This window comes from Aestuariimicrobium soli, assembly GCF_051192575.1.
GTDB lineage: Bacteria > Actinomycetota > Actinomycetes > Propionibacteriales > Propionibacteriaceae > Aestuariimicrobium > Aestuariimicrobium soli.
On the sequence record NZ_JBPJSQ010000002.1, the window covers coordinates 196303 to 218370 of the forward strand.

20 protein-coding genes are annotated in these 22068 nt (G+C 70.8%); 6 read left to right on the forward strand and 14 right to left on the reverse strand.

The window, feature by feature from the left end; all coding sequences use genetic code 11:
- Positions 1-14 precede the first annotated feature (14 nt).
- From ACSDQ9_RS02215 to hisI, 3 genes are read right to left on the reverse strand one after another with little or no spacing between them, the layout of a single operon-like run.
- Positions 15-539, reverse strand: coding sequence for a Trp biosynthesis-associated membrane protein (locus ACSDQ9_RS02215; protein WP_435143083.1), 525 nt, complete (start codon positions 537-539; stop codon positions 15-17).
- On the reverse strand, positions 536-2029 hold the full coding sequence (locus ACSDQ9_RS02220) for an anthranilate synthase component I (RefSeq protein ID WP_435143085.1): 1494 nt from the start codon (positions 2027-2029) through the stop codon (positions 536-538). The genes ACSDQ9_RS02215 and ACSDQ9_RS02220 overlap by 4 nt, the downstream gene beginning before the upstream one ends.
- Positions 2026-2430 carry a phosphoribosyl-AMP cyclohydrolase gene (gene hisI / locus ACSDQ9_RS02225; RefSeq protein WP_435143087.1) on the reverse strand — a complete coding sequence of 135 codons (405 nt, stop codon included), beginning with the start codon at positions 2428-2430 and terminating at the stop codon, positions 2026-2028. The genes ACSDQ9_RS02220 and hisI overlap by 4 nt, the downstream gene beginning before the upstream one ends.
- A 35-nt stretch (positions 2431-2465) precedes the next feature.
- Between hisI and ACSDQ9_RS02230 the strand changes: the two genes are divergently transcribed.
- The gene (locus tag ACSDQ9_RS02230; protein WP_435143089.1) at positions 2466-3128 is read left to right on the forward strand and encodes a TIGR03085 family metal-binding protein; all 663 of its coding nucleotides are present in this window, start codon (positions 2466-2468) and stop codon (positions 3126-3128) included.
- On the opposite strand, the gene ACSDQ9_RS02235 is transcribed toward ACSDQ9_RS02230, so the two are convergent.
- From ACSDQ9_RS02235 to gatC, 5 genes are all read right to left on the reverse strand, one after another.
- Positions 3106-4767 (reverse strand): DEAD/DEAH box helicase, encoded by a 1662-nt coding sequence (locus tag ACSDQ9_RS02235; protein WP_435143091.1) that lies wholly within the window; start codon positions 4765-4767, stop codon positions 3106-3108. The genes ACSDQ9_RS02230 and ACSDQ9_RS02235 overlap by 23 nt on opposite strands.
- Complete coding sequence (locus ACSDQ9_RS02240; RefSeq protein WP_435143093.1) at positions 4745-6877, reverse strand: glycoside-pentoside-hexuronide (GPH):cation symporter; 2133 nt, start codon at positions 6875-6877, stop codon at positions 4745-4747. The genes ACSDQ9_RS02235 and ACSDQ9_RS02240 overlap by 23 nt, the downstream gene beginning before the upstream one ends.
- A 100-nt stretch (positions 6878-6977) precedes the next feature.
- Positions 6978-8471 carry an Asp-tRNA(Asn)/Glu-tRNA(Gln) amidotransferase subunit GatB gene (gene gatB, locus ACSDQ9_RS02245; RefSeq protein WP_435143095.1) on the reverse strand — a complete coding sequence of 498 codons (1494 nt, stop codon included), beginning with the start codon at positions 8469-8471 and terminating at the stop codon, positions 6978-6980.
- 1 nt (position 8472) lies between these two features.
- Positions 8473-9981 (reverse strand): Asp-tRNA(Asn)/Glu-tRNA(Gln) amidotransferase subunit GatA, encoded by a 1509-nt coding sequence (gene gatA / locus ACSDQ9_RS02250; protein WP_435143730.1) that lies wholly within the window; start codon positions 9979-9981, stop codon positions 8473-8475.
- Positions 9982-10013: 32 nt separating this feature from the next.
- Positions 10014-10352, reverse strand: coding sequence for an Asp-tRNA(Asn)/Glu-tRNA(Gln) amidotransferase subunit GatC (gene gatC / locus ACSDQ9_RS02255; RefSeq protein ID WP_435143097.1), 339 nt, complete (start codon positions 10350-10352; stop codon positions 10014-10016).
- An 89-nt stretch (positions 10353-10441) separates the two neighbouring features.
- Here gatC and ACSDQ9_RS02260 point away from each other — a divergent pair, with 89 nt between their 5' ends.
- Positions 10442-11053 (forward strand): ACT domain-containing protein, encoded by a 612-nt coding sequence (locus ACSDQ9_RS02260; protein WP_435143732.1) that lies wholly within the window; start codon positions 10442-10444, stop codon positions 11051-11053.
- Positions 11050-11574 carry a VTT domain-containing protein gene (locus tag ACSDQ9_RS02265; RefSeq protein WP_435143099.1) on the forward strand — a complete coding sequence of 175 codons (525 nt, stop codon included), beginning with the start codon at positions 11050-11052 and terminating at the stop codon, positions 11572-11574. Before ACSDQ9_RS02260 ends, ACSDQ9_RS02265 begins: the two co-directional genes overlap by 4 nt.
- A 20-nt stretch (positions 11575-11594) precedes the next feature.
- Here the strand turns inward: ACSDQ9_RS02265 and ACSDQ9_RS02270 are convergent, their stop codons facing one another.
- The 6 genes from ACSDQ9_RS02270 to ACSDQ9_RS02295 are packed head-to-tail and all read right to left on the reverse strand — an operon-like array spanning position 11595 to position 16454.
- On the reverse strand, positions 11595-11807 hold the full coding sequence (locus ACSDQ9_RS02270; protein ID WP_435143101.1) for a hypothetical protein: 213 nt from the start codon (positions 11805-11807) through the stop codon (positions 11595-11597).
- Positions 11808-11838: 31 nt separating this feature from the next.
- Positions 11839-12399: a pyridoxine/pyridoxamine 5'-phosphate oxidase gene (locus ACSDQ9_RS02275; RefSeq protein WP_435143103.1), complete on the reverse strand. Its 561-nt coding sequence runs from the start codon at positions 12397-12399 to the stop codon at positions 11839-11841.
- Between the two features lie 19 nt (positions 12400-12418).
- On the reverse strand, positions 12419-13435 hold the full coding sequence (locus ACSDQ9_RS02280) for a uroporphyrinogen decarboxylase/cobalamine-independent methonine synthase family protein (protein ID WP_435143105.1): 1017 nt from the start codon (positions 13433-13435) through the stop codon (positions 12419-12421).
- Between the two features lies 1 nt (position 13436).
- A complete protein-coding gene (gene mnmA, locus ACSDQ9_RS02285; RefSeq protein WP_435143107.1) occupies positions 13437-14525 on the reverse strand; it encodes a tRNA 2-thiouridine(34) synthase MnmA in 1089 nt (362 codons plus the stop codon).
- A gap of 11 nt (positions 14526-14536) precedes the next feature.
- Positions 14537-15682: a cysteine desulfurase family protein gene (locus ACSDQ9_RS02290; protein WP_435143108.1), complete on the reverse strand. Its 1146-nt coding sequence runs from the start codon at positions 15680-15682 to the stop codon at positions 14537-14539.
- A complete protein-coding gene (locus tag ACSDQ9_RS02295) occupies positions 15672-16454 on the reverse strand; it encodes an enoyl-CoA hydratase/isomerase family protein (protein WP_435143110.1) in 783 nt (260 codons plus the stop codon). The genes ACSDQ9_RS02290 and ACSDQ9_RS02295 overlap by 11 nt, the downstream gene beginning before the upstream one ends.
- Positions 16455-16554: 100 nt before the next feature.
- Between ACSDQ9_RS02295 and glgX the strand changes: the two genes are divergently transcribed.
- From glgX to ACSDQ9_RS02310, 3 genes are read left to right on the forward strand one after another with little or no spacing between them, the layout of a single operon-like run.
- Positions 16555-18738 (forward strand): glycogen debranching protein GlgX, encoded by a 2184-nt coding sequence (gene glgX / locus ACSDQ9_RS02300; protein WP_435143112.1) that lies wholly within the window; start codon positions 16555-16557, stop codon positions 18736-18738.
- Entirely contained in the window at positions 18735-20771 is a 2037-nt protein-coding gene (locus ACSDQ9_RS02305) for an alpha-1,4-glucan--maltose-1-phosphate maltosyltransferase (protein WP_435143113.1), read from the forward strand. The genes glgX and ACSDQ9_RS02305 overlap by 4 nt, the downstream gene beginning before the upstream one ends.
- Before the next feature lie 10 nt (positions 20772-20781).
- Positions 20782-22068: a maltokinase N-terminal cap-like domain-containing protein gene (locus ACSDQ9_RS02310; RefSeq protein WP_435143115.1), complete on the forward strand. Its 1287-nt coding sequence runs from the start codon at positions 20782-20784 to the stop codon at positions 22066-22068.

Genomic DNA, 22068 nt, shown 5'->3' on the forward strand with positions numbered 1-22068 from the left:
CAACTGCTGGCAGCCTATCGCGGGTCGGCGGTGGGGTCGTCCCCGGCGTCCATGGCCTTCCACGCGTCGCCCCCGAGTTCGGCGGGGTCGGCGCGGGTGTAGCGGCTCGGGCGGCGCCGGTCGGCCTGGGGTGCGGTCACCACGGCGACCACCCCGCCGACCGCGAGCACCAGCGCGGACGAGGCGAAGGCCCACCGCCACCGGCTGGCGACCACCTGGGCGGCCGCGGACGGGCTCAGCTCCGCCGCCGCGGGGTAGGAGCCCAGCACGGCCGCCAGCAGGGCTCCCGCACCGATCAGCACGGCCAGCACCCCGATCACGCGGGTGCCCGGACGACGCAGCACCAGCAACAACAAGGCCAGGGCGGCCCCCGACCACGCCAGGGTCGTCACCAGGCCGCCGGTGGCATCGGCTCCGCTGATGCTGGCCCCGGCCACACCGGTGGTGGCATCGCGGGCCCAGGACTGCTGCCCGGCGACCGCGGCGACGACGGCGGCGAGCGCCCAACAGGCGGCCGCGTGCCACCGCTTCACGGTCACTGACTGACCCCGGCCGCCCGCCTGATCGCGTTCACGACCGTGCGGGCCTTGTGCTGGGTCTCCTCGTTCTCGGTGTCGGGCACCGAGTCGGCGACCACTCCCGCCCCCGCCTGCACGTGGGCGCGACCGTCCTTCAGCAGGGCGGTGCGGATGCCGATCGCGGTGTCGGCGTTGCCGGCGAAGTCGAAGTACCCGACCACCCCGCCGTAGACCCCCCGTCGGCTGAGCTCCAACTCGTCGATGATCTGCATGGCTCGCACCTTCGGCGCTCCCGAGAGGGTGCCCGCGGGGAAGCAGGCCATGGTGACGTCGAGGGCGCTTCGTCCGGGGCTGATCACCCCTTCGACGGTGGCCTCGAGGTGCATCACGTGGGAGTAGCGGCCCACCTTCATGAACTCGGTGACCTCGACGGTGCCGGGCTCACAGACCCGGCCCAGGTCATTGCGACCGAGGTCGACCAGCATGATGTGCTCGGCGCGCTCCTTGGGGTCGGCGAGCAGGTCGCTGGCGTGACGCTGGTCCTCGGCGACCGTGGCGCCCCGCGGACGGGTGCCGGCGATCGGGTGCAGCGTGGCTCGTCCGTCGGCGACGGTCACCAGCGACTCGGGCGAGGCCCCCACGATCTGGAAGCCCGGCAGCCGCAGCAGGTACATGTAGGGGCTCGGATTGGTCAGCCGCAGCTCGCGGTAGATGTCGATGCCCGGCACCGTGGTCGCGATCTCGAAACGCTGCGAGGGGACGATCTGGAAGGCCTCCCCCGCTCGGATCTGCTCGACCGCCGCGCTCACCATCTGCTGGTACTCGCCGGTGGCGCGCTGCCAGTGGATGGGCAGGTCGACCTCCGGCCCGCGCTCCCGCAGCCGCCGACCGCGGGGCCGGGTGAGCGCGTCCGCCATCGCGTCGATGCGGGTGACCGCGTCATGCCAGGCCTCGTCGACCCGCTCGCTGGAATCGTCGAAGTTGATGGCGTTGGCGATCAGCCACAGCTCGCCGGTGTGGTGGTCGTAGGCGGCCAGGTCGGTGGCCACCATCATCACCAGCTCGGGAATGCCGAGGTCGTCGACCGTGGTCTCGGGCAGCATCTCCACGTGCCGCACGCAGTCGTAGCCCAGGTAACCGACCATGCCCGAGGTGAACGGTGGCAGGTCGGTGTCACTCGCCCGCGGGGTGTGCAACATCTCGATGGTGCGGCCCAGCACCTCGAGCACGTCGCCCTCGGTCGGCAGTCCGTCGATGGCGCGACCCAGCCACACCGCTCGTCCATCGCGCTCGGTGAGGGTGGTCGAGGCATTCACGCCGATGAACGACCAGCGCGACCACACCCCCGCCTCGGCCGACTCGAGCAGGAAGGTGTTGTCGCGGTCGCCGCACAAAGTCTGGTGGATGCCGATCGGCGTCAGGTCGTCGACCAGCACCCGGCGGTGCACGCTGATCACCCGCCGGTCGGCGGCCAGGTCGCGGAAGTCGTGCAGGGAGGGGGTGATGGTCACGGGAGCTCGCGATCTGGAGTGCCTGATACGGGGGTGATGGGGTCGGTGTCGGTGGAGTCGTCGGCGAGCAGCAGATCGGCGTCGAAACAGGTGGTGTCACCGGTGTGGCAGGCGCCGCCGATCTGGTCGACCGTGAGCAGCACGGTGTCGCCGTCGCAGTCGAGCCGCACCTCGCGCACGTGCTGCGTGTGCCCGCTGGTGAGTCCCTTCACCCACAACTCGCCGCGGGAGCGCGACCAGTAGGTGGCCCGGCGCGTGGTCAGGGTGAGGGCCAGCGCCTCGTCGTCCATCCAGGCCTGCATCAGCACCGCTCCGGTGGTGGCGTCCTGGGTGACCGCGGCCACCAGTCCGTCCGAATTGCGCCGTAGGCGAGCGGCGAGGGCGGGGTCGAGCAAAGGCATGACGACCATTATGGCCCGGGCCTAAGGTGGGCGTCGTGACCATCGCCTCCGACGAACGCTCCGTGATCTGCGACCTGTTCGCCGAACTCGGGCCCGACCGCCCCACCCTCTGCGAGGGGTGGACCACCGGCGACCTCGCCGCCCATCTGGTCGTGCGCGAGAACGACCCCGTCGCGGCCGGCGGCATCATGATCAAGCCGCTGGCCGGCCACACCGAACGGCGGATGACAGAGGTGCTGGCGGCCGAGCCGTGGGCGGCCGTGGTGGAGCGACTCCGGCGCGGACCGGGTCAGTGGAGCCTGTTCCGGGTGCCCGGGGTCGACGAGGGCGCCAATGCCATCGAGTTCCTCGTGCACGTCGAGGACGTGCGCCGGGCCCAGACCCCGCCGATGCCGCCCCGCGACCTCGGGCCGGAGGTCGAGGACTTCTGCTGGCGGCGCCTCAAGTTGCTGGCGAAGGCCCTGTTCCGCCGCCTCGACGCGGGACTGGTGCTGGAGCGCACCGACGGCCAGGGCCGGGTCGAGGAGTCGTTCCGGGTGCGCCCCGGCTCCCACACCGTCACCGTGCAGGGTCGGCCGAGTGAACTGCTGCTGCTCGCCTACGGACGAGGCAGCCACGCCGACGTCACCGTGATCGCCGACGAGGCCGGCGAGCGGGCGTTGTCGGCCGCCCAGTTCACCGCCGAGCAGCCAGTCTGACCCCCGACGCGGCCAGGTGGTCGGGATCGCCGACCACCACCAGCAGGTCGGTGGCCCGCGACATGCCCACGTAGAGCCGTTCGGGCGCCCGCTCGGGCGTCTTCCGACCGTCGTTCACCGCCAGGACGACCGCCCTGCGCTCGAGCCCCTTGAAGCCGAGGGCGGTGCCGTAGAACACGTCGCTGCCGGCGAAGAACTCGTCCCAGTAGTGCTGGTAGCGATTGCGCGCCTGGGCCTCGACCTGCACGGGGTGACGCCGGCCGGTGGTGATCAGCGCGATGTCACCCGGCTCCCAGCCCTGCTCCAACAGGGCCTCGACCTCGTCGTCGGCCGCGGCGAGCACGTCATCGGTGTGCTGGGGGCCGGCTGGCACGGGGACGAACTCGACCGCCGGCCCGTCCGCCCCGCGGGGGCGAATGTGCGGCGCGAAGGGGCGCAGCGACTCGGCGATCTGGCGGGTGTTGCGCAGGTTGTGGTCGAGCAACAGCGGCACCAGTGGCACCTTGGGGCTGCCCCGGCGCCCGAAGACGGCCTGATCGGGGTCGGTGTAGGTGTAGAGGCCACCGTTCTCGGGGTCGCGCAGGGCACCGAGCAGCGGCAGCCACCACGAGTCGGCGAAGTCCTGCGCCTCGTCGACCAGCACGGAGTCGAAACGCTGGTTGGTGGGCAGGCCGGGAGCGGCCTCGGCCATGCGGGCCGGCAGCCCCTCCTCCCACCACGCCGGGTCGTCGTCCCCGGTGCGAGTGATGCCCCACTGGGCCCCCAACTCCTCGTAACGACCCACGAAGGCCGGCCGTGACCGTTTGGGCCAGGTCTCGACCTGCCGCTTGAGGTACTCGGCGAGGCCATGGGTGTAGCAGATCAGGGCGATGCGCTGGGTGGTGTGTCCGCCGCGACCCGCGGCCAGTTGACGGGCCTGCTCGAGGGCCAGCGTCGTCTTCCCCGAGCCCGCACTGCCACGCACCTCGACCCGGTTGAGGGCCCGGGTCACTCCCAGCAGGGCGTACTGCTCCTGCGTCAGCCGGGCAACCTCGCCGGCGCGGGCCTCGGACTCCACGCGGGGGCCGTCCTGCCAGACCTCCCCGCCCAACAGGATGCGCCGCGCGACGTCGACGTCGTCCTCGGTGGGGACGCGCCCGGAGGGGCGCAACCGCTGCAGCAGGCGGCGCAGCCGCCCACCGAGGTCGGTCAGGTCGTCGGCGTCGTGCAGGGCGTCCCGGCTCAGGTCGGCGCTGCCGAAGTCGTCGGGAAAGTGCGAGAACGGGGCGGCCATCGTGTGCACGGCCGCCACCCGGGTGCGACTCCCCCACAGCGGGTGCCGTTCGAGATGCTCGAGCACCCAGTACTTGCCGCGGCGGGCCTGCCCGACCGGGTCGATCCGCGCGAACTCACCGGCGCCGTCCCGCGTCCACCACTGCCCCCACTCGTCGTGGCAGACGTGCCCGCCCTTGGCCTCGATGAAGACGAAACCGCTGCCGGGCATCATCACCAGGAAGTCGAGCTCCCCGTCGCGGTCGATGTCGAGGTAGGCCTGCTGGCAGAGCACCACGTCGTCGTCCGACAGGGTGTTCTCCAGGGCCTTCGCAACGGCCAGTTCCGACGGCGACCAGTGCGGCTCAGGGGGTAGGAACAGGGGCATGATCGGCTCCCGCTGGGTGGTTCGGGTACTTGCGGTGGTAGACGTCGACGATGGCCTCCACCGCCTGCTCGAAGGTGAACGTGGCGGTGTTGATCACCAGGTCGTAGTGGGTGTCGTCGTTGGGGTCGAGCTGGTGCAGGCGGATCGACATCTCGGCCCGCACCCGATCGTCATGGCTGAGCCGCTCGAGGGCGAGGTCGGCCGGCAGCCCCGTCAGGTACGACACCCGTTCGGTGCGTTTCTCGACCGGCGAGGTGAGCCGCACGTGCAGCACCCCCACAGCCCGGGCGAGCACCGCCTGCGCGTTGTGCCCGAGCACCACGCCCCCACCCCGCACGGCACTCACCAGTGCCTGGGTGTTCTCCATCACCATCCGGTGGTCGCTCGACTGGAACGCGGCTCGGGCGATCTCGGCATCCGACGAGCCGGCCTCCGAGAAACTCGACAGGAATCGTCCCCAGCGGTTGGGGGTGGCCACGCGCGGGTCGCGCGCCGCGGCCAGCACGTCGTGGCTGAAGACTTGGTCGAGGAACGGAACTCCCAGTCGCTCGGCGAGGGCCGGTGCGATCACCGAGGCGCCGGAACCGTACTGGGCGAAGATGGTGACGACCGGTGGCACGGTGCCCGTGCCACCCACGGCGGGCAGGGTCACCACCAGATCGCGGCCGTCACTGACCGGGGTCATGGCCTGGTCGTCGAGGCCCTGGTCGACGGCGGCGTTGCGGGCGCGCCGCTGGTTCAACTCCTGAACCAGCGAGCGGTGCTGGTCGGCGGTCAGCGGGTAGAACGAGAGCACGAGCCCGGCCACGAGGGCGAGCACGGCGGGGATGGCGCCGGTGGCGAGCTTGATGCCGACGATGGCATGGGCCGACTGCTCGGGAGCGCCAGCGGCGTACCCGAAGGCCCCGACCACGGCGCCACCGATGGCACCGCCGATGCCCTGCCCGACCTTGCGGACGAACGACAGGATCGAGTACGAGCCGCCCTCGGAGCGAATGCCGGTCTTCCACTCGCCGTAGTCGACGGTGTCGGCCTGCATCGAGAACATCAGCGCGTTGGTGCCGCCCAACCCGACGCCCAGCAGCAGCCAGGCGATGATCGCGATGAACAAGCTGCCCGAGCCACCGGGCACGAGGAACGCGAGCGCATAGGCGACGACGGCGAAGCTGGCCATCACCATGTAGGCCTTGCGCTTGCCGAAGCGCACGGTCATCTGCGAGACCAGCGACGCGGCGGTGATGGTGCCGACGGTCTGGGCGAGCATCAGCCAGGTGTAGTGGGCGGCCCCACCGAGCACCGAGCGGGCGTAGTACATGCCCACCGCGTTCATGGTGAAGTTGGCGCTCAGCAGGAAGAACGCGCCCACGCACAGCACCAACAGCGGCTTGTTGTGGCGCACCATGGTGAGCGTGCGGCGCAGGTTGATCGTGCCGGTGCCGCGGGGCACGACCTCGCGGGTGTTGCGGAAGCAGATCAGGTAGAGGCCCAGCGCGATGGCGCCGAGCACGACGGTGGTCACCAGGAAGGTGAGCCGCACCCCGTCGGCGGTGGTGTCGCTGAACTGCGGCGCCACCACGGCCGACAGGGCGACACCGGTGATGGCCGAGGCGATGGCGCGGGCGCCCGACAGCCTCGACCGGTCGACCGAATCCTGGGTCATGGCGGCCGACAGGGAGCCGTAGGGGATGTTCACGAACGAGTAGCACAGCTGGAACAGCGCATCGAAGATGAAGATCCAGGCCACGGCGAGGGCCGGGCTCAGGCCCGCCGGCGTTGAGAACAGCAGCACGAACACGATCGCCAACGGTGTGGATCCCCACAGCAGCCACGGGCGCAGACGGCCCCAACGGGTGTTGGCCTTGTCGACGGTCGAGCCGGCGATCAGGTCAGAGACACCAGCCCACACCTTCGTGATGGCGTAGATCGCACCGGCGATCCCCGCCTGGATGCCCACGATGTCGGTCATGTAGATCATCAGGAACATCGACGTCATCTGGAAACTGAGGTTGTTCGCCACGTCGCCGAGGGCATACGAGAGCACGCGCCCGTTGCTCAGCCTGGTGGTGCCCAGCTCGGCCGTGCTCTGCTCGGGTGCCGTGGTCGCGGTCATGGCCGTCACGCTACGCCCCCGCCAACTGCCGTGTGGCAAGGGGGTGGGTGTTGCCCGCTGTTGTCGACGGACGACCGCGTGATCCAGTCGTCAGGGCATCTCAGCCCAGTTTCTCGAGGATCAGCTCCCTCACCCGGGCGGCGTCGGCCTGGCCGCGCATCGCCTTCATCACCGACCCGATCAGGGCGCCGGCCGCCGCCACCTTGCCGTCGCGAATCTTGGCGGCGACGTCGGGGTTGGCGGCGATCGCCTCGTCGACGGCGGACGAGAGCGCGCCCTCGTCCGAGACCACCGCCAGGCCGCGCGAGGCGACCACGTCGGCGGGTTCCCCCTCGCCGGCGAGCACCCCCTCGATCACCTGACGGGCCAGCTTGTCGTTGACCGTGCCGGCGTCGACCAGGGCCTGCACCCCGGCCACCTGGGCGGGGGTGATCGCCAACTCGTCCAGCTCGACCCCGGCCTCGTTGGCGCGGCGCAGGAGTTCGCCGGTCCACCACTTGCGGGCTGACGACGGCTGCGCCCCGGCGGCCACGGTGGCGTCGATCAGGTCGACGGCACCGGCGTTGACGACGGCCTGGAAGTCGACGTCACTGACCTGCCACTCGTCCTGCAGCCGGCGGGCGCGCTCGGCCGGAGGCTCGGGCAGGGTGGCGCGGAGTTCGTCCACCCACTGCGACGACGGCGCCACGGGCACCAGATCGGGCTCGGGGAAGTAGCGGTAGTCCTCGGCGGTCTCCTTGGAACGACCGGGTGAGGTGTACCCCTCGGCCTCGTTCCAGTGGCGCGTCTCCTGCTTGACGGTGCCTCCGGCGGCGAGCACGGCCCCCTGGCGGCGCATCTCGTGGTGCAGGCAGTTCTCGACCGAACGCAGCGAGTTGACGTTCTTGGTCTCGGTGCGGGTGCCGAACTCGGTGGCGTCCTTGGCCATCAGCGAGATGTTCGCGTCGCAGCGCAGCGAGCCCTGCTCCATGCGCACGTCGGAGACCCCGAGCGCGCGCAGCAGTTCGCGCAGGTGGGCGACGTAGGCGCGGGCCACCTGCGGCGCCTTGTCACCCGCGCCGGTGATCGGCTTGGTGACGATCTCGATCAGGGGTACGCCGCAGCGGTTGTAGTCGAGCAGGGAGTACTCGGCCCCGTGGATGCGTCCGGTGGCACCACCGACGTGCAGCGACTTGCCGGTGTCCTCCTCCATGTGGGCCCGCTCGATGTCGATCCGGTAGGTCTGCCCGTCGACCTCGACGTCGACGTGCCCGTCGAAGGCGATGGGCTCGTCGTACTGGCTGATCTGGTAGTCCTTGGGCATGTCGGGGTAGAAGTAGTTCTTCCGCGCGAACCGACACCACGAGGCGATCTGGCAGTTCAGGGCGAGCCCGATGCGGATCGCCGACTCCACGGCCTTGCCGTTGACCACCGGCATCGAGCCCGGCAGCCCCAGGCAGACCGGGCAGACCTGAGTGTTGGGCTCGGCCCCGAAGGTCGTCGGGCACCCGCAGAACATCTTGGTGGCCGTGTTCAGTTCGACGTGCACCTCGAGACCCATCACGGGGTCGAAGCGCTCGAGCACCTCGGCGTAGTCCATCAGCTGGTCGCTCATCTCAGGCCTCCTGCGTCGCGGCGGCCAGGCTGCCGGCCAGCTGCGGGATGGTGGTGTCGGTGCCGGCCTTCGCCAGCGCCCGTTCCAACGCGGCGCCCACGCGGTAGAGGCGGTCGTCCGCCATCGGCGGGGCCATCACCTGGAAGCCGACCGGCAGGCCGTCCTCGGGGGCGATGCCGCACGGGAACGAGGCCGCCGCGTTCCCGGCGAGGTTCGACGGAATGGTGCACAGGTCGGCCTTGTACATCGCCAGCGGATCGTCGATGCGCTCCCCCAGCTTGAAGGCGGTGGTGGGCGTCGACGGCGAGACCAGCACGTCGCACTGCTCGAAGGCGGCCTCGAAGTCGCGGGCGATCAGGGTGCGCATCTTCTGGGCCGAGCCGTAGTAGGCGTCGTAGTACCCCGCCGAAAGTGCGTAGGTGCCGATGATGATGCGCCGCTTGGCCTCGGCACCGAAACCGGCACCACGGCTCAGCCGCATCACCTGCTCGGCCGAGTTCTCGCCGTCGTCACCGACCCGCAGCCCGTACCGCATGGCGTCGTAGCGGGCCAGGTTCGAGCTCATCTCGGCGGGCATGATCAGGTAATAGGTCGCCAGCGACTGGTCGAAGTGGGGGCAGCTGACCTCGACCACTTCGGCGCCCTCGGCCTGCAGCAGCGCCACGGCCTCGTTGAACCGCTGCTCGACGCCGGGCGCATAGCCCTCACCCCCCAGTTCCCGGACGACGCCGACCCGCAGGCCGCGGACGTCACCCGCGCGCGTCGCGGCCGACACCGCCGGCACCGGCTGGTCGATGGAGGTGGCGTCCATCGGGTCGTGCCCGGCGATCACCTCGTGCAGCAGGGCAGCGTCCTCGACGGTGCGTGCGCACGGGCCGCACTGGTCGAGCGACGAGGCCATGGCGATGATGCCGTAGCGGCTGACTCCGCCGTAGGTGGGCTTCACCCCCACGGTTCCGGTGACCGAGGCGGGCTGGCGGATCGAACCGCCGGTGTCGGTGCCGATGGCCAGCGGTGCCTCGAAGGCGGCCAGGGCCGCGGACGAGCCGCCACCCGACCCGCCGGGGATGCGGGCCAGGTCCCACGGGTTGTGCGAAGGGCCGAAGGCCGAGGTCTCGGTCGAGGAGCCCATCGCGAACTCGTCGAGGTTGGTCTTGCCCAGGATCACCAGACCGGCGTCGAGCAGCCGCTGCACGACCGTCGAGTTGTACGGCGGGGTCCAGTTCTCCAGCATCCGCGAGCCCGCCGTGGTCGGCAGCGCGTCGTAGCAGAGCAGGTCCTTCACCGCGATCGGCACCCCGGCGAGGGGGCCGAGGCGCTCGCCGGCGGCGATCCGGGCGTCGACGCGGGCGGCCGCGGCCAGGGCTCCCTCCCGGTCGACGGAGACGAAGGCGTGCACCTCGGGTTCCACGGCGTCGATCTGCGCCAGGAAGGCCTCGGTCACCTGAACCGAGGTCCAGCGGCCCTCGGCGATGGCTCGTCCGAGCTCGGCCGCGGTGGCGGTGATGATGGTCGGGTCAATGCTGTCGGCGGTGGTCACGCTCACTCCTCGTCCAGAATGCGGGGCACGCGGAACCGGCCGTCCTCGGCAACGGGGGCCATGGCGAGGGCCTGCTCGCGGGGCAGCGAGGGGCGCACGACGTCGTCTCGGAAGACATTGGTCAGGCCGAGCGCGTGCGAGGTGGGCGGAATGTCGTCGGTCGCCACCTGGGCAACACTGGCGACGGCATCGAGGATGACGTCGAGCTGCGGCGCGAACAGCCGCAACTCCTCGGGGGTCAGCTCGATGCGCGCCAGCTCTGCGAGCCTGGCCACATCGGTCTCGGTCAGTGCCACCGGGGTCACTCCTCGCGCATGGTTCGGGGGTTCGTGAACCCCCATCCTAGGGGTGCAGACCACGGGCTGAAACACGATTGGAACGCGCCCGGGTTGGGCCTGTTGCCGGCGTCGGACACAATGAGGGGGTGCTGTTGCTTCGCGTCCAACTCCCCGACCGCCCCGGCTCACTGGGGCAGGTGGCGACCGCGATGGGCACCGTGGGCGCCGACATCTCGGCCATCGAGATCGTCGAGAAGCGGTCGGGTTCGGTGATCAACGACTTCATGTTGACGATGCCGCCGCACCAACTGCCCGATGCTCTGGTGAGCGTGTGCAACCAGCTCGAGGGCGTGAACGTGCTCTGGCTGTCGCGCTACCCCGAGAACTGGAGCCTGGAGTCAGACATCGACCTGCTCGACCGCATTTCGGCCGATCCGAGCAACTCCGCCGACATCCTGGTCACGTTCGGGCCGGCCGTCTTCCACAGTCAGTGGGCGGTCGTCCTGGATGCCCACGGTCAACCGCGGGCGGCCAGTCAGCTGGCGCCCGAGTTGTCGCCTGCCGCCGCCGAGGCGCTGGGGCCGCTGTCGGGCACCGACACCCGTGAGCTGGTCGCGGGCTGGCTGCCCGGGTGGGGCGACACCACCATCGCGCACGCCGCCCTGCCCGACGGCTCGGTGCTCGTGCTCGGACGACAGGGCGGCCCGGCCTACCTCGGGTCGGAGCTGCGCCGGCTCGAACACCTGGCGGGGATGACCCGTTGACCTGGCTGCAGGCGCTGGTCACCTGGCACCAGTGGGTCGAGGTGGCCTCGTCGATCGGCTACGGCATCCTGTCGTCGATCGTGCCGATCTTCCACACCGAGGCGTTCATCGTCGCCGCGGTGGGCTCGAAGGTGCTGGGGCCGATCGAACTGTCGATCGGGTTGGCCATCGGCCACGCGATCGGCAAGCAGATGATGTTCCAGGCCGTGCGTCGCGGCCGGAACCTGCCGTGGATGCGCAAGCACACCGAGAAAGAGGTCGACCCGGACTCGTGGCGGGCCAAGTGGCGGCGCTGGTCGACGAAGACGGCTCACCTGGTCGAGAACCCTCGCTGGGGCTACCCGATCCTGTTCGTCTCGGCAGCCACGGGGATTCCCCCGGTCTACGCGACCGTGTTGTTCGCGGGTGCCACCAAGATGAGTTTCTGGGGCTTCTCGGCCGTCATGCTGGTGGGGTTCTTCATCCGCTGTCTGGCCCTCGCGTTCGCGACGCTGGGTGCCTTCCAGGGCATCTTCGGCTGAGCCTCAACCGCCTTGGGCCATCAACCGCCTTGGGATTGGGTGAACGCCTTGAAGAAGGTGTACCCGACGTAGACCAGCACGGTCGCCACCACCACGAAGGCGATGCTCACCCAGATGCGCATCCGCTTCTTGGCGGCGGTCGTGGGCACCTTGCGCGGTCCCCATTCCCCCACCTTCGGCTGCACACGCGCCGGCGAGGTGCCATTGAGGTTCAGGTTGGTGAAGATCCGCACGGCCCCCACTGTAGTGGGCGGCCGGGGTCGCTCAGCCGGCCGGGGTGGTCACCGGTGCGTGCCGCCAGCCCTCGTCCGACCGTGTGTACCCGAGCCGGGTGTGGCGTCGGTCGTGGCGGGCCTGCAGGAATTCGAAGGCGTGTGGTGCGAGCGCCCACACCTGCCAGTCGGTGTTGGGCCGACCGTCGAAACTCGGACGAGCCCGCCAGTCCGCCTGGCTGGTCGCCTCGTCCAGGGGGCTCGCGATGCCGTCGATGCGGACGCTGCGCCCGGACTCCCGCCAGAAGAACACCAGCGCGGCGCGGGCATCACCGGCGAGTTCGACCCCCTTGGTCGAGGTGCGGTGCGAGGAGAAGTGGTAGCCCCGCTCGTCGACGTCCTTGAGGATCAGCACGCGCGCATCGGGCGAGCCGTCGGGGCGCAGGGTGACCAGGTCCATCGCGTGGGGTTGCCGGGCGCCGGAGGCGATGGCGTCGTCCAGCCACGCGGCGAACAGCTCTGCCGGGTCGTCCGGCACCGACGACGGGTCGAGCACGGGCAGGTCGTCGGGGAAGGAGGGCAGGGCGCGCAGGCGCTGGCGCAGGTCATCCATGTCGCCGACGCTACGTCGTTCAGCCCTGGCGGGCGTCCTCGTCCACGGTCTCGGCCAGCCAGGTCAGGTTCGAGAACACCTGCGGCACGGTGGCGGCCGACCAGCCGGCGAGCCCACAGGCGGGCGTGAACGCCGACCGGCTCGCCACCAGCTGCGGGTCGATGCCGAGTCGGCGGACGAGCCGACGATGGCCGTCGAGCAGTGCGTCGCGGCCGAGCACCCGATCGGGCTGGTGCGTGGGCTGCACGCCCCACCAGACCGTGCGACCCGCCTCGATCCACCCGCTCAGCGCGTCGAGATCGCCGTCGGTGAGGGTGCCCACGTCGAGTGCCACCGTGTCGATGCCGCCCCGGATCAGCCACTCCAGGTCGATGCCGGGGGCACACGAGTGCAGCGCGACCGTGGCACCGGCGGCGGTGACCGCGTCGGCGACCAGCCGCAGGTGGTGCCCGATGACGGCCTCGTCGACGGCCCGATGGCGCCGGTACCCCGACGAGGTCGCCACCGATCCGGCGTGCACGGCCGGCAGCGACGGCTCGTCCAGTTGCAGGGTCCAGGTCAGCCCCGGGAAGCGGCGTCGCAGTTCGCCCACCAGCGACGACAACCCCTCCCCGAGCGAGGCCGCCAACTCACGCGCGGCCCCGCGATCGGCGATCACCAGTTCACCGCGCGGCAGATCGAGCCCCGCCGCGAGCGTCCACGGACCGGCGACGGAGAGCTTGGCGGTGCCGGCCCGGTCGTGGGCGCGTTCCTCGAGGTCGTCGAGGTCGCGGCGGAACAGGGCGAGCGCGCGGCGCTGGTCGGCGCCGGCGTGGTCGGTCAGCCGCCAGCCGGCCGGTTGCAGGTCGACGGCCAGACCCGAGAGCAGGGCGGCCGTTCGTCCCAGCAGGTGGGCCCCGACACCGCGCGCCGGCAGTTCCGGCACCGCCAGCTGCTCGAAGCTGTCCGCCACCAACCCGACCGCCGCCGGATAGTTCTCCCCCGGCAGCGACCCCAGATGGGTGGCAAAGGGACGGCTCGCCTCGGGTGCCGCCACCTCAGGCCACCGCTATGGGGGTGGTGCGGGCGATGGTGGCGCTGCCGACGACCCGATCGCCGTCGTAGACGACCGCGGCCTGCCCTGGGGCGATCCCCTCGCAGGGCTCGTCGAGGTCGACCCGCAGGCCGTCGGTGGTGAACTCCACGGTGGCTGGCAGGGGTTCGCCGTGGGCGCGCACCTGCACGAAGCCGCGCCGTCGTCCGCTCACCTGATCGCCGGCGTAGATCGGACGAATGCCCTCGATCGTGCTCACCCGCAGACCGGCGCGGGGACCCACCCTGACCCGGTTCGAGACGGGCTCGATGTCGAGCACGAACCGGGGCTGGCCGTCGTCCGCGGGCACCCCCAGGTGCAGCCCACGCCGCTGCCCCACCGTGAACTGGTGGTGGCCGGTGTGAGCGCCGACGGTGCGTCCGTCGACGTCGACGATCTCGCCCGGGCGCTCACCGAGCTGCCGGGTGAGGAAGCCGGCCGTGTCACCGTCGGGAATGAAGCAGATGTCGTGGCTGTCGGGCTTCTTGGCCACCCCCAGCCCGAGGGCCTTGGCCTCGGCGCGCACGTCGGTCTTCACCGTGTCACCGAGCGGGAAGGCGCAGTGGGCCAACTGCCCGGCGTCGAGCACGCCCAGCACGTAGGACTGGTCCTTCGCCGGATCGACGGCCCGGCGCAGCTCGACCTCACCGGCCTCGGAGCGGGTCAGCCGGGCGTAGTGCCCGGTCGCGACCAGGTCGAAACCCAGCTGCAGGCCACGGTCGAGCACCGCCGCGAACTTGATCTTCTCGTTGCAGCGCAGGCACGGGTTGGGCGTGCGCCCGGCCGCGTACTCGGCCACGAAGTCCTCGACGACATCGGCGTGGAAGCGGTCGGAGAAGTCCCACACATAGAACGGAATGCCGAGCTTGTCGGCGGCGCGACGGGCGTCGTGCGAGTCCTCCAGCGAGCAGCAGCCCCGGGCGCCGCTGCGGTACGACTCGGGGTTCTTCGACAGCGCCAGATGCACGCCCGTCACGTCGTGGCCGGCCTCGACCATGCGGGCCGCCGCGACGGCCGAGTCGACGCCGCCGCTCATCGCTGCCAGAACTCTCACGACGGACGAGTCTACCGCCGCCGCTGATTCCCCCCGCGGGCGACGACGAGCGCCCGCGCCAGCGCATCGGCGAGGGCGTCGACGTCGGCGGCGGTGGTCGTCCACCCCATCGAGAAGCGCAGGCTCGAGGTGGCATCCGCCAGCGACCCGGTGGCCGCCAGCACCACCTCGCTGGGTTGGTGCACCCCGGCGCGGCAGGCCGATCCCACCGAGGCGTCGATGCCCTCCCGGTCGAGCAGCAGCAGCACGTCGTCGGCGCGCACCCCGGCGGCGGTGACGTGCACGATGCCGGGGGTGACCGATCGTCCGCCATTGACCCTGACCTCGTCATATCGAGCCATGGCGTCGAGCAGTCGGGTGCGCAGCTCGGTGAGGCGAACGACCTCCGCCGCCCGCTCGGCCGAGGCATCCCGCAGGGCCGCCGCGAATCCGGCGGCCAGCGCGGTGGCCTGGGTTCCGGACCGCAGGTCGCGTTCCTGCCCACCGCCCAGACCCACGGGCGCCGGGTTCACCGACCGCCTCACCAGCAGCGCGCCCACGCCGACCGGTCCGCCGATCTTGTGCGCCGACACCGAGGCCAGCTCGGCCGGGGACGAGGCGAAGTCGACGCCGGGGTGCACGAGGGCCTGCACGGCGTCGGTGTGGAACCAGGCGCCGTGGGCGTGCGCGACCTCCGCGGCCTCGTCGACGGGCTGCACCGTGCCGAACTCGTTGTTGACGGTCTGCACACTCACCAGGGCGGTGTCATCGCCGGCCTCCTCGGCGAGTGCGGTGAGGTCGAGTCGGGCGTCGCGGTCGACGCCCACCACGCTGGTCTGGGGTCGGCGGACCACGGCGCCCAGCACGGCGGGGTGCTCCACGGCCGAGACGACGAGGCGGCGGCGGCCCTGCTCGGCCCGGGCGCGCAGGCTGCCCAGCACGGCGATGGTGTCGGCCTCCGACCCGCCCGAGGTGAACACCACCTCGGTGGGGTGGGCGCCGAGGTCGGCCGCGATCGACTCGCGGGCGTCCTCGAGCACCGCCCGGGAGCGACGCGCCGAGCCGTGCAGCCCGGCGGGGTTGCCGGCGAGTTCGGCCGCCTCGAGCCAGGCCCGTGAGGCGCTGGGGCGCAGCGGTGAGTGCGCCGCGTGGTCGAAGTAGTGCCGCTCAGCGCCCACGGAAGACGGCCTTGCCCGGGCCCTCGTCGATGAAGCTCTTCATGCCGATCCGACGGTCCTCGGTGCCGAACAGCGAGGCGAAGCCGGTGGCCTCGATCACCAGACCGTTGTCGAGGTCGGCCTCCAGCCCCGAGTCGATGGCCTCCTTGGCCCAGCTGAGCGCCCACGACGGGGAGTTGTCGAACTGCTGCGCCCATGCGAGGGCCCGCTCGAACACCTGGTCATCGGGCACGACCTCGTCGACCAGTCCGAGCGACAGGGCCTCGTCCGTGTGCACGCGCCGGCCGGTGAAGATCAGGTCCTTGGCGGCGGACGGCCCGATCAGTCGCGGTAGGCGCTGGGTGCCGCCGGCGCCGGGCATGATGCCGAGCTGGATCTCGGGCTGGCCCAGCGTGGTCGAGGTGCCGGCGATGCGGCGGTCGGCGCACAGGGCGAGCTCGCACCCGCCGCCGAGGGCGTAGCCGTTGACGGCGGCCACGACGGGCTTGGAGATCTTGGCGACGGCGGTGAAGCAGTCCTGCATCACTCGCACCCGCGACGACATCTGCGCGACCCCCAGGGTCGACATCTCCTTGATGTCGACGCCGGCGGCGAAGTTCTTGCCGTTACCCGTCACCACCACCGCGCGCACGCCGGCGTCGGCGGAGAGCTCGCGGGCGACGTCACCCAACCGGTCCTGCATCGCCATCGTCAGGGCATTCACCGGCGGACGGTCCAGGCGGATGACCGCCACACGTCCGACCCGCTCCACCACCACGCCAGCTGTCTCCATGGCGGTCAACTTACCCTGTCGGCCCCCCGCACCGGATCGTCGGCGGCGCACGCTCAGCACGCGTGGTTAGAATCAGTCGCCGGTCAACCAAAGGATGTCAATGAGCACGATCAACGCAACCGGGCCGTCAGCCCCACCGGTCACCCCCACGAGCGAGGCTCCTGCGCAGTCACTGCGGGCCCAGGACTCGTCGCGGCTGGGTGCCCGCCTGTCGGGCGACGGTTGCGACTTCGCGTTGTGGGCTCCCCGCGCCACCCGGGTCGAACTGGCGCTGCTCGAGATCGATCGCACCCAGCAGAACCACGACATGACCCAGGCCGCCGACGGCACCTGGCGGGTGCACGTGCCCGGTGTGGCCGCGGGACAGCGCTACGGCTACCGAGTGCACGGCGAGTGGAACCCCAACCGGGGCATGCGGTTCAACCCGGCCAAGCTGCTGCTCGACCCCTACGCCCGGGCCATCACCGCCGGCGTCGACTACTTGGGTCCCATCCGCGACCACACGGCGGAGTCGAACTACCAGCCCGACACCCGCGACTCGGCGGCCTCGGTGCCGCTGGCGGTCGTCGTCGCAGACTCCGACGCCCCCACCCCGGTGGCCCGGCGTCGTCCGATGGCAGAAACGGTGATCTACGAGACGCACGTGGCGGGCTACACCCGTACCCACCCGCAGGTTCCGGAGCACCTGCGCGGCACCTACGGCGGCCTGGCCTACCCCGCCGTCGTCGACCATCTGGTGCAGACCGGGGTGACCGCGGTGCAGCTGATGCCGATCCACCACTTCGTGTCGGAGCCGTTCGTCGTCGGCAAGGGCCTGGTGAACTTCTGGGGCTACAACACCCTGGGCTTCTTCGCACCCCACGCCGCCTACTCGTCGATGGGCACCGCGGGCGAACAGGTGATCGAGTTCAAGCAGATGGTCTCGACCCTGCACGAGGCGGGCATCGAGGTGATCCTCGACGTGGTCTACAACCACACCGGTGAGGGCGGCCACGAGGGGCCGACGCTCAGCTACCGCGGCATCGACCACGGCGCCTACTACCGGCTCACCCAAGACCTGCACAACGACTACGACGTCACCGGCTGCGGCAACTCGGTCGACACCTCCCACCCGGCGGTGCTCGACCTGGTGCTGGACTCGATGCGGTACTGGGTCACCGAGATGGGTGTCGACGGCTTCCGCTTCGACCTCGCCACCACCCTGATCCGCGACGAGCAGCACCACGTCGACCAGAACCACGCGTTCAAGCAGGCGATCGCCGCCGACCCCACCTTCGAGGGCATCAAGATGATCGCCGAACCGTGGGACGTCGGCCCGTTCGGCTACCAGCTCGGCAACTGGGGCCCGGGTTGGAGCGAGCACAACGACCACTTCCGCGACCACCTGCGCGACTTCTGGCGGGGTGCCACGCATGGCGTGCGCCAGCTCGCCACCCGCATGGCGGGCTCTCCCGACCTCTACCAGACCCCCGGACGGGACGCGTCGGCCGGGATCAACTTCGTCGCCGTGCACGACGGCTTCACCCTGCGCGACGTGGTCAGCTACGACGTCAAGCACAACGACGCCAACGGTGAGTCCAACCGCGACGGCTCCGACAACAACCACTCCTGGAACCACGGTTGGGAGGGCGACACCGACGACGAGCAGATCCTCGCGCTGCGCCACCGCCAGATCAAGAACCTGATGCTCAGCCAGGTCTTCGCCGTCGGGGTGCCGATGCTGCAGGCCGGCGACGAGATCGGACGGACCCAGCGCGGCAACAACAACGCCTACTGTCAGGACTCCCCCATCTCGTGGGTGCACTGGGAGATGGCCGACGAGTGGGCCGACGTCACCCGGTTCACGTCCGCCGCGCTGAACCTGCGGGCCCAGGAGCCGCTGCTGCGGCGTGCCGACTTCCACGGCCACGACGAGATCCTGGACGACGAGGGCGAGCCCACCGGTCGGTTCCGCCTGGCCTGGCTGAACGGCGACGAGGGCGAGATGGGCGACGCCGACTGGGCCGACCCCGCGCGGCGCACGCTGGGCATGTACCTCGCGGACGAGACCTCAGCCTTCATCGTGTGGCTGCACGCGGGAGCCGAGCCGCTCGATCTGGTGATGCCGCCGGTCGAATGGGGTGCTGGCTACGAGGTTCTGCTGAACACGTGGTCGGACGACCAGCCGGAACAGCCGACCGTGCTGGCCCCCGGTGAGGTGCTGCCGATTCCCGGACGATCGGCGGCCGTGGTGCGCGTGCATCTGGCCCCCGCCGAGGCCGGAGCCGATACCGTGGGGGCGTGAGCACACCGAAGCAGAACCCCGGCCCACAGCCCAAGGCCGCAAGCCGCGTCACCATCGAGCGCAACCCCCATCCGGGGGCACTCGGGCGCATTCCGGTGCGACTGGTCGAACCCGTGGTCGAGCGGGGTGCCTACCCCGCCAAGGCGGTGGTCGGCGAGGAGGTGCTGGTGCGGGCGCACGTGTTCCGTGAGGGTCACGACGCGGTCGCCGCCACCGCCGTGCTGACCGCGCCGGACGGCCGCGAACTGCGCACCCCGGTGCCGCAGGTCGAACCACTCGGCCTGGACGTCTTCGAATGCTGGGTTCGTCCCGATGCCCCCGGCGACTGGAGCCTGCACGTCGAGGGCTGGTCGGACGAGTGGCACACGTGGCTGCACCACGCGGAGGCGAAGCTGCCGCTGTCGATCGACGTCGACCTGGTCTGCCTCGAGGGGCGCGACGTGCTCACCCGCGCCGCGGCCTTGGCCGAGCAGGCCGGTGACGCCACCACCGCGACCGTGCTCTCGTCCGTGGCGGCGACGCTGCTGCCCGGTCGCGAGCCCGCCGAACTGCTCGAGACCGTCGAGTCGACGTCGGTCTCCAAGGCGATGGCGAAGTACCCCGTCCGCGGGCTGGTGAGCCCCTCGTCCGCCGTACCGCTGAAGGTCGAGCGGCGGCTGGCGGCCCATTCGTCCTGGTACGAGTTCTTCCCCCGCTCCCAGGGGGCGCACGTCGACGAGACCACCGGAGCGTGGGTCTCGGGCACGTTCAACGACTCCCACGAACGCCTCGAGGCGGCCGCCGCGATGGGCTTCGACATCGTCTACCTGCCCCCGATCCACCCGATCGGTTCGGCCTTCCGCAAGGGCAAGAACAACACCCTCACGCCGGGTGAGCACGACCCGGGCTCGCCGTGGGCGATCGGGTCGGCGGCTGGCGGGCACGACGCCATCCACCCCGATCTGGGCACGATGGCCGACTTCGAGGCCTTCGTCGCCCGGGCCCGCGAGCTGGGCCTCGAGGTGGCCATGGACTTCGCGCTGCAGGCCTCGCCCGACCATCCGTGGGTGACCGAGCACCCGGAGTGGTTCACCACCCGACTCGACGGCACCATCGCCTACGCCGAGAACCCGCCCAAGAAGTACCAGGACATCTACCCCATCAACTTCGACAACGACCCCGAGGGCATCTACGCCGAGTCGCTGCGCCTGCTCGAGCTGTGGATCTCGAAGGGGGTGACGGTCTTCCGCGTCGACAACCCCCACACCAAGCCCGTGAACTTCTGGGAGTGGCTGATCGGACGAGTCAACGCCGCCCACCCCGAGGTGATCTTCCTGGCGGAGGCGTTCACGCGACCCGAGATGATGGCCGCCCTGGGCAAGGTGGGATTCCAGCAGAGCTACACCTACTTCACCTGGCGCAACACCAAGGATGAGCTCACCGAGTACGTCACCGAACTGGCGACGGAGTCGTCCGCCCACTACCGGCCCAGCTTCTGGGTGAACACTCCCGACATCAACCCGTTCCCGCTGCAGACCGGGAACCCGGCGCAGTTCGCGATCCGCGCCATCCTGGCGGCGACGCTGTCGCCCAGCTGGGGGGTGTATTCCGGGTTCGAACTGTTCGAGCACCTGGCGCTCGCGCCGGGGCGTGAGGAATACCTCGACTCCGAGAAGTATGAGTACCGGCCCCGCGACTACGCCGCGGAACCCAACCTCAACGGCCTGTTGGGTGCGCTCAACGACATCCGTCGGCGTCATGTGGCGCTGCAGCAATTGCGCCGCACGAGCTTCCAGCAGACCAGTTCGGAGTCGATCCTCGCCTTCGCCAAGCGTGACGGCGACGACGTGGTGCTGGTGGTCTGTTCGCTCGATCCCCACCACGAGCAGATCGGCGAGGTCTCCCTCGACCTGCCGGCGCTGGGCTTCGACGCCCACGCGGTGCTCGGGGTGCACGACGAGCTCACCGGTGCCGAGTTCAGCTGGGGGCACACCAACTTCGTGAAGCTGACGCCGATGCAGCCGGCCCACATCTTCACCGTTCGGCAGCGGTGAGGGGGCTGGCGTGAGCAGCCTGCTCGACAGTTCCGCCCTCACCGACCACGTGCTCGGGGCCCGCTGGTTCGGCGGGAAGGGGCGCGGTGGGCGCCTGACCGCGCTCGTCGGTCTGGACTGGTACGCCCGGACCGACGAGGTGTCGGTGCGCAGCGAGATCGTCACCGTCACCTACGACGACTCCTCGCAGGAGTTCTTCCACCTGCTGGTGAGCTACCGCCCGTCCCCCCGCGAGGGGGCCTGGGCCGAGACCGCCGACGGCTGGGCCGGCGACGCGACCACCGATCCGTCCGCCCTGCGAGCGATGGTGCGGGCCGTGGCCGAGGGCGGTAGCGGGGCCGCTTCGTGGTCGTCGGTGGTCAGTCACCCCGAACTGCTCACCGGCGAGGTGACCGTCTTCGGCGGGGAGCAGTCCAACACCAATCTGCTGGTCGGATCTGCGGCGCTGTTCAAGGTCTTCCGGCGCCTCGAGACGGGTCGCAACCTCGACATCGCCGTGCACGACGCCCTGGTCCGCGCGGGCGCGAACTCCGCGGCCAAGCTGTACGGCTGGGTCGAGTCGGAGGCGGAGGTGCCCGGGCTGGGTGGCTGCGACCTCGCCATGGTGGTGGAGCGGTTGGCCGATGCCGAGGACGGTTGGGAGCTCGCCTGCGCCTCGGCACGCACCGACGGCGACTTCACCGCTGACGCCGCCGCCCTCGGGCGCGCGCTCGCCGAAGTGCACCGCTCGCTGGCCGACACCTTCCCCGCCCAGAAGGTCTCAGGCGACTCGGTCAGGGCCACCATGACCCAGCGACTGCGGCGCGCCGTCGAGGCGGCCCCCGTGCTCGCGGACGAGGCCCCGGGCCTGGAGAGGCTGTTCGCCGGCCTGGCCGGTCTGCAGCTCAACGCCCAGCAGACCCATGGCGACTTCCACCTCGGCCAGACCCTGCGCACCCCGCAGGGCTGGCGGATCATCGACTTCGAGGGTGAACCGATGAAGACGATCGAGGAACGTCGCCTGCCCGACTCCAAGTGGCGCGACGTCGCCGGCATGGTGCGATCCTTCGGCTACGCCACCTCGGCGGCGGACGATCCTGCGGCCGCCGACGCGTGGTTGCGCCGCACCAGCGAGGCCTTCCTGAGGGCCTACGCCCCCCAACTGACGGACGAACAGCACCGCATTCTCGACGCCTACCTCGCCGACAAGGCCATCTACGAGGTGGTCTACGAGACCCGCAATCGACCGACGTGGGTCGACATCCCGCTGCGGGCCCTGCGCACGCTGACCGCCGCTTCCGCGACCGAGAGGAACTGA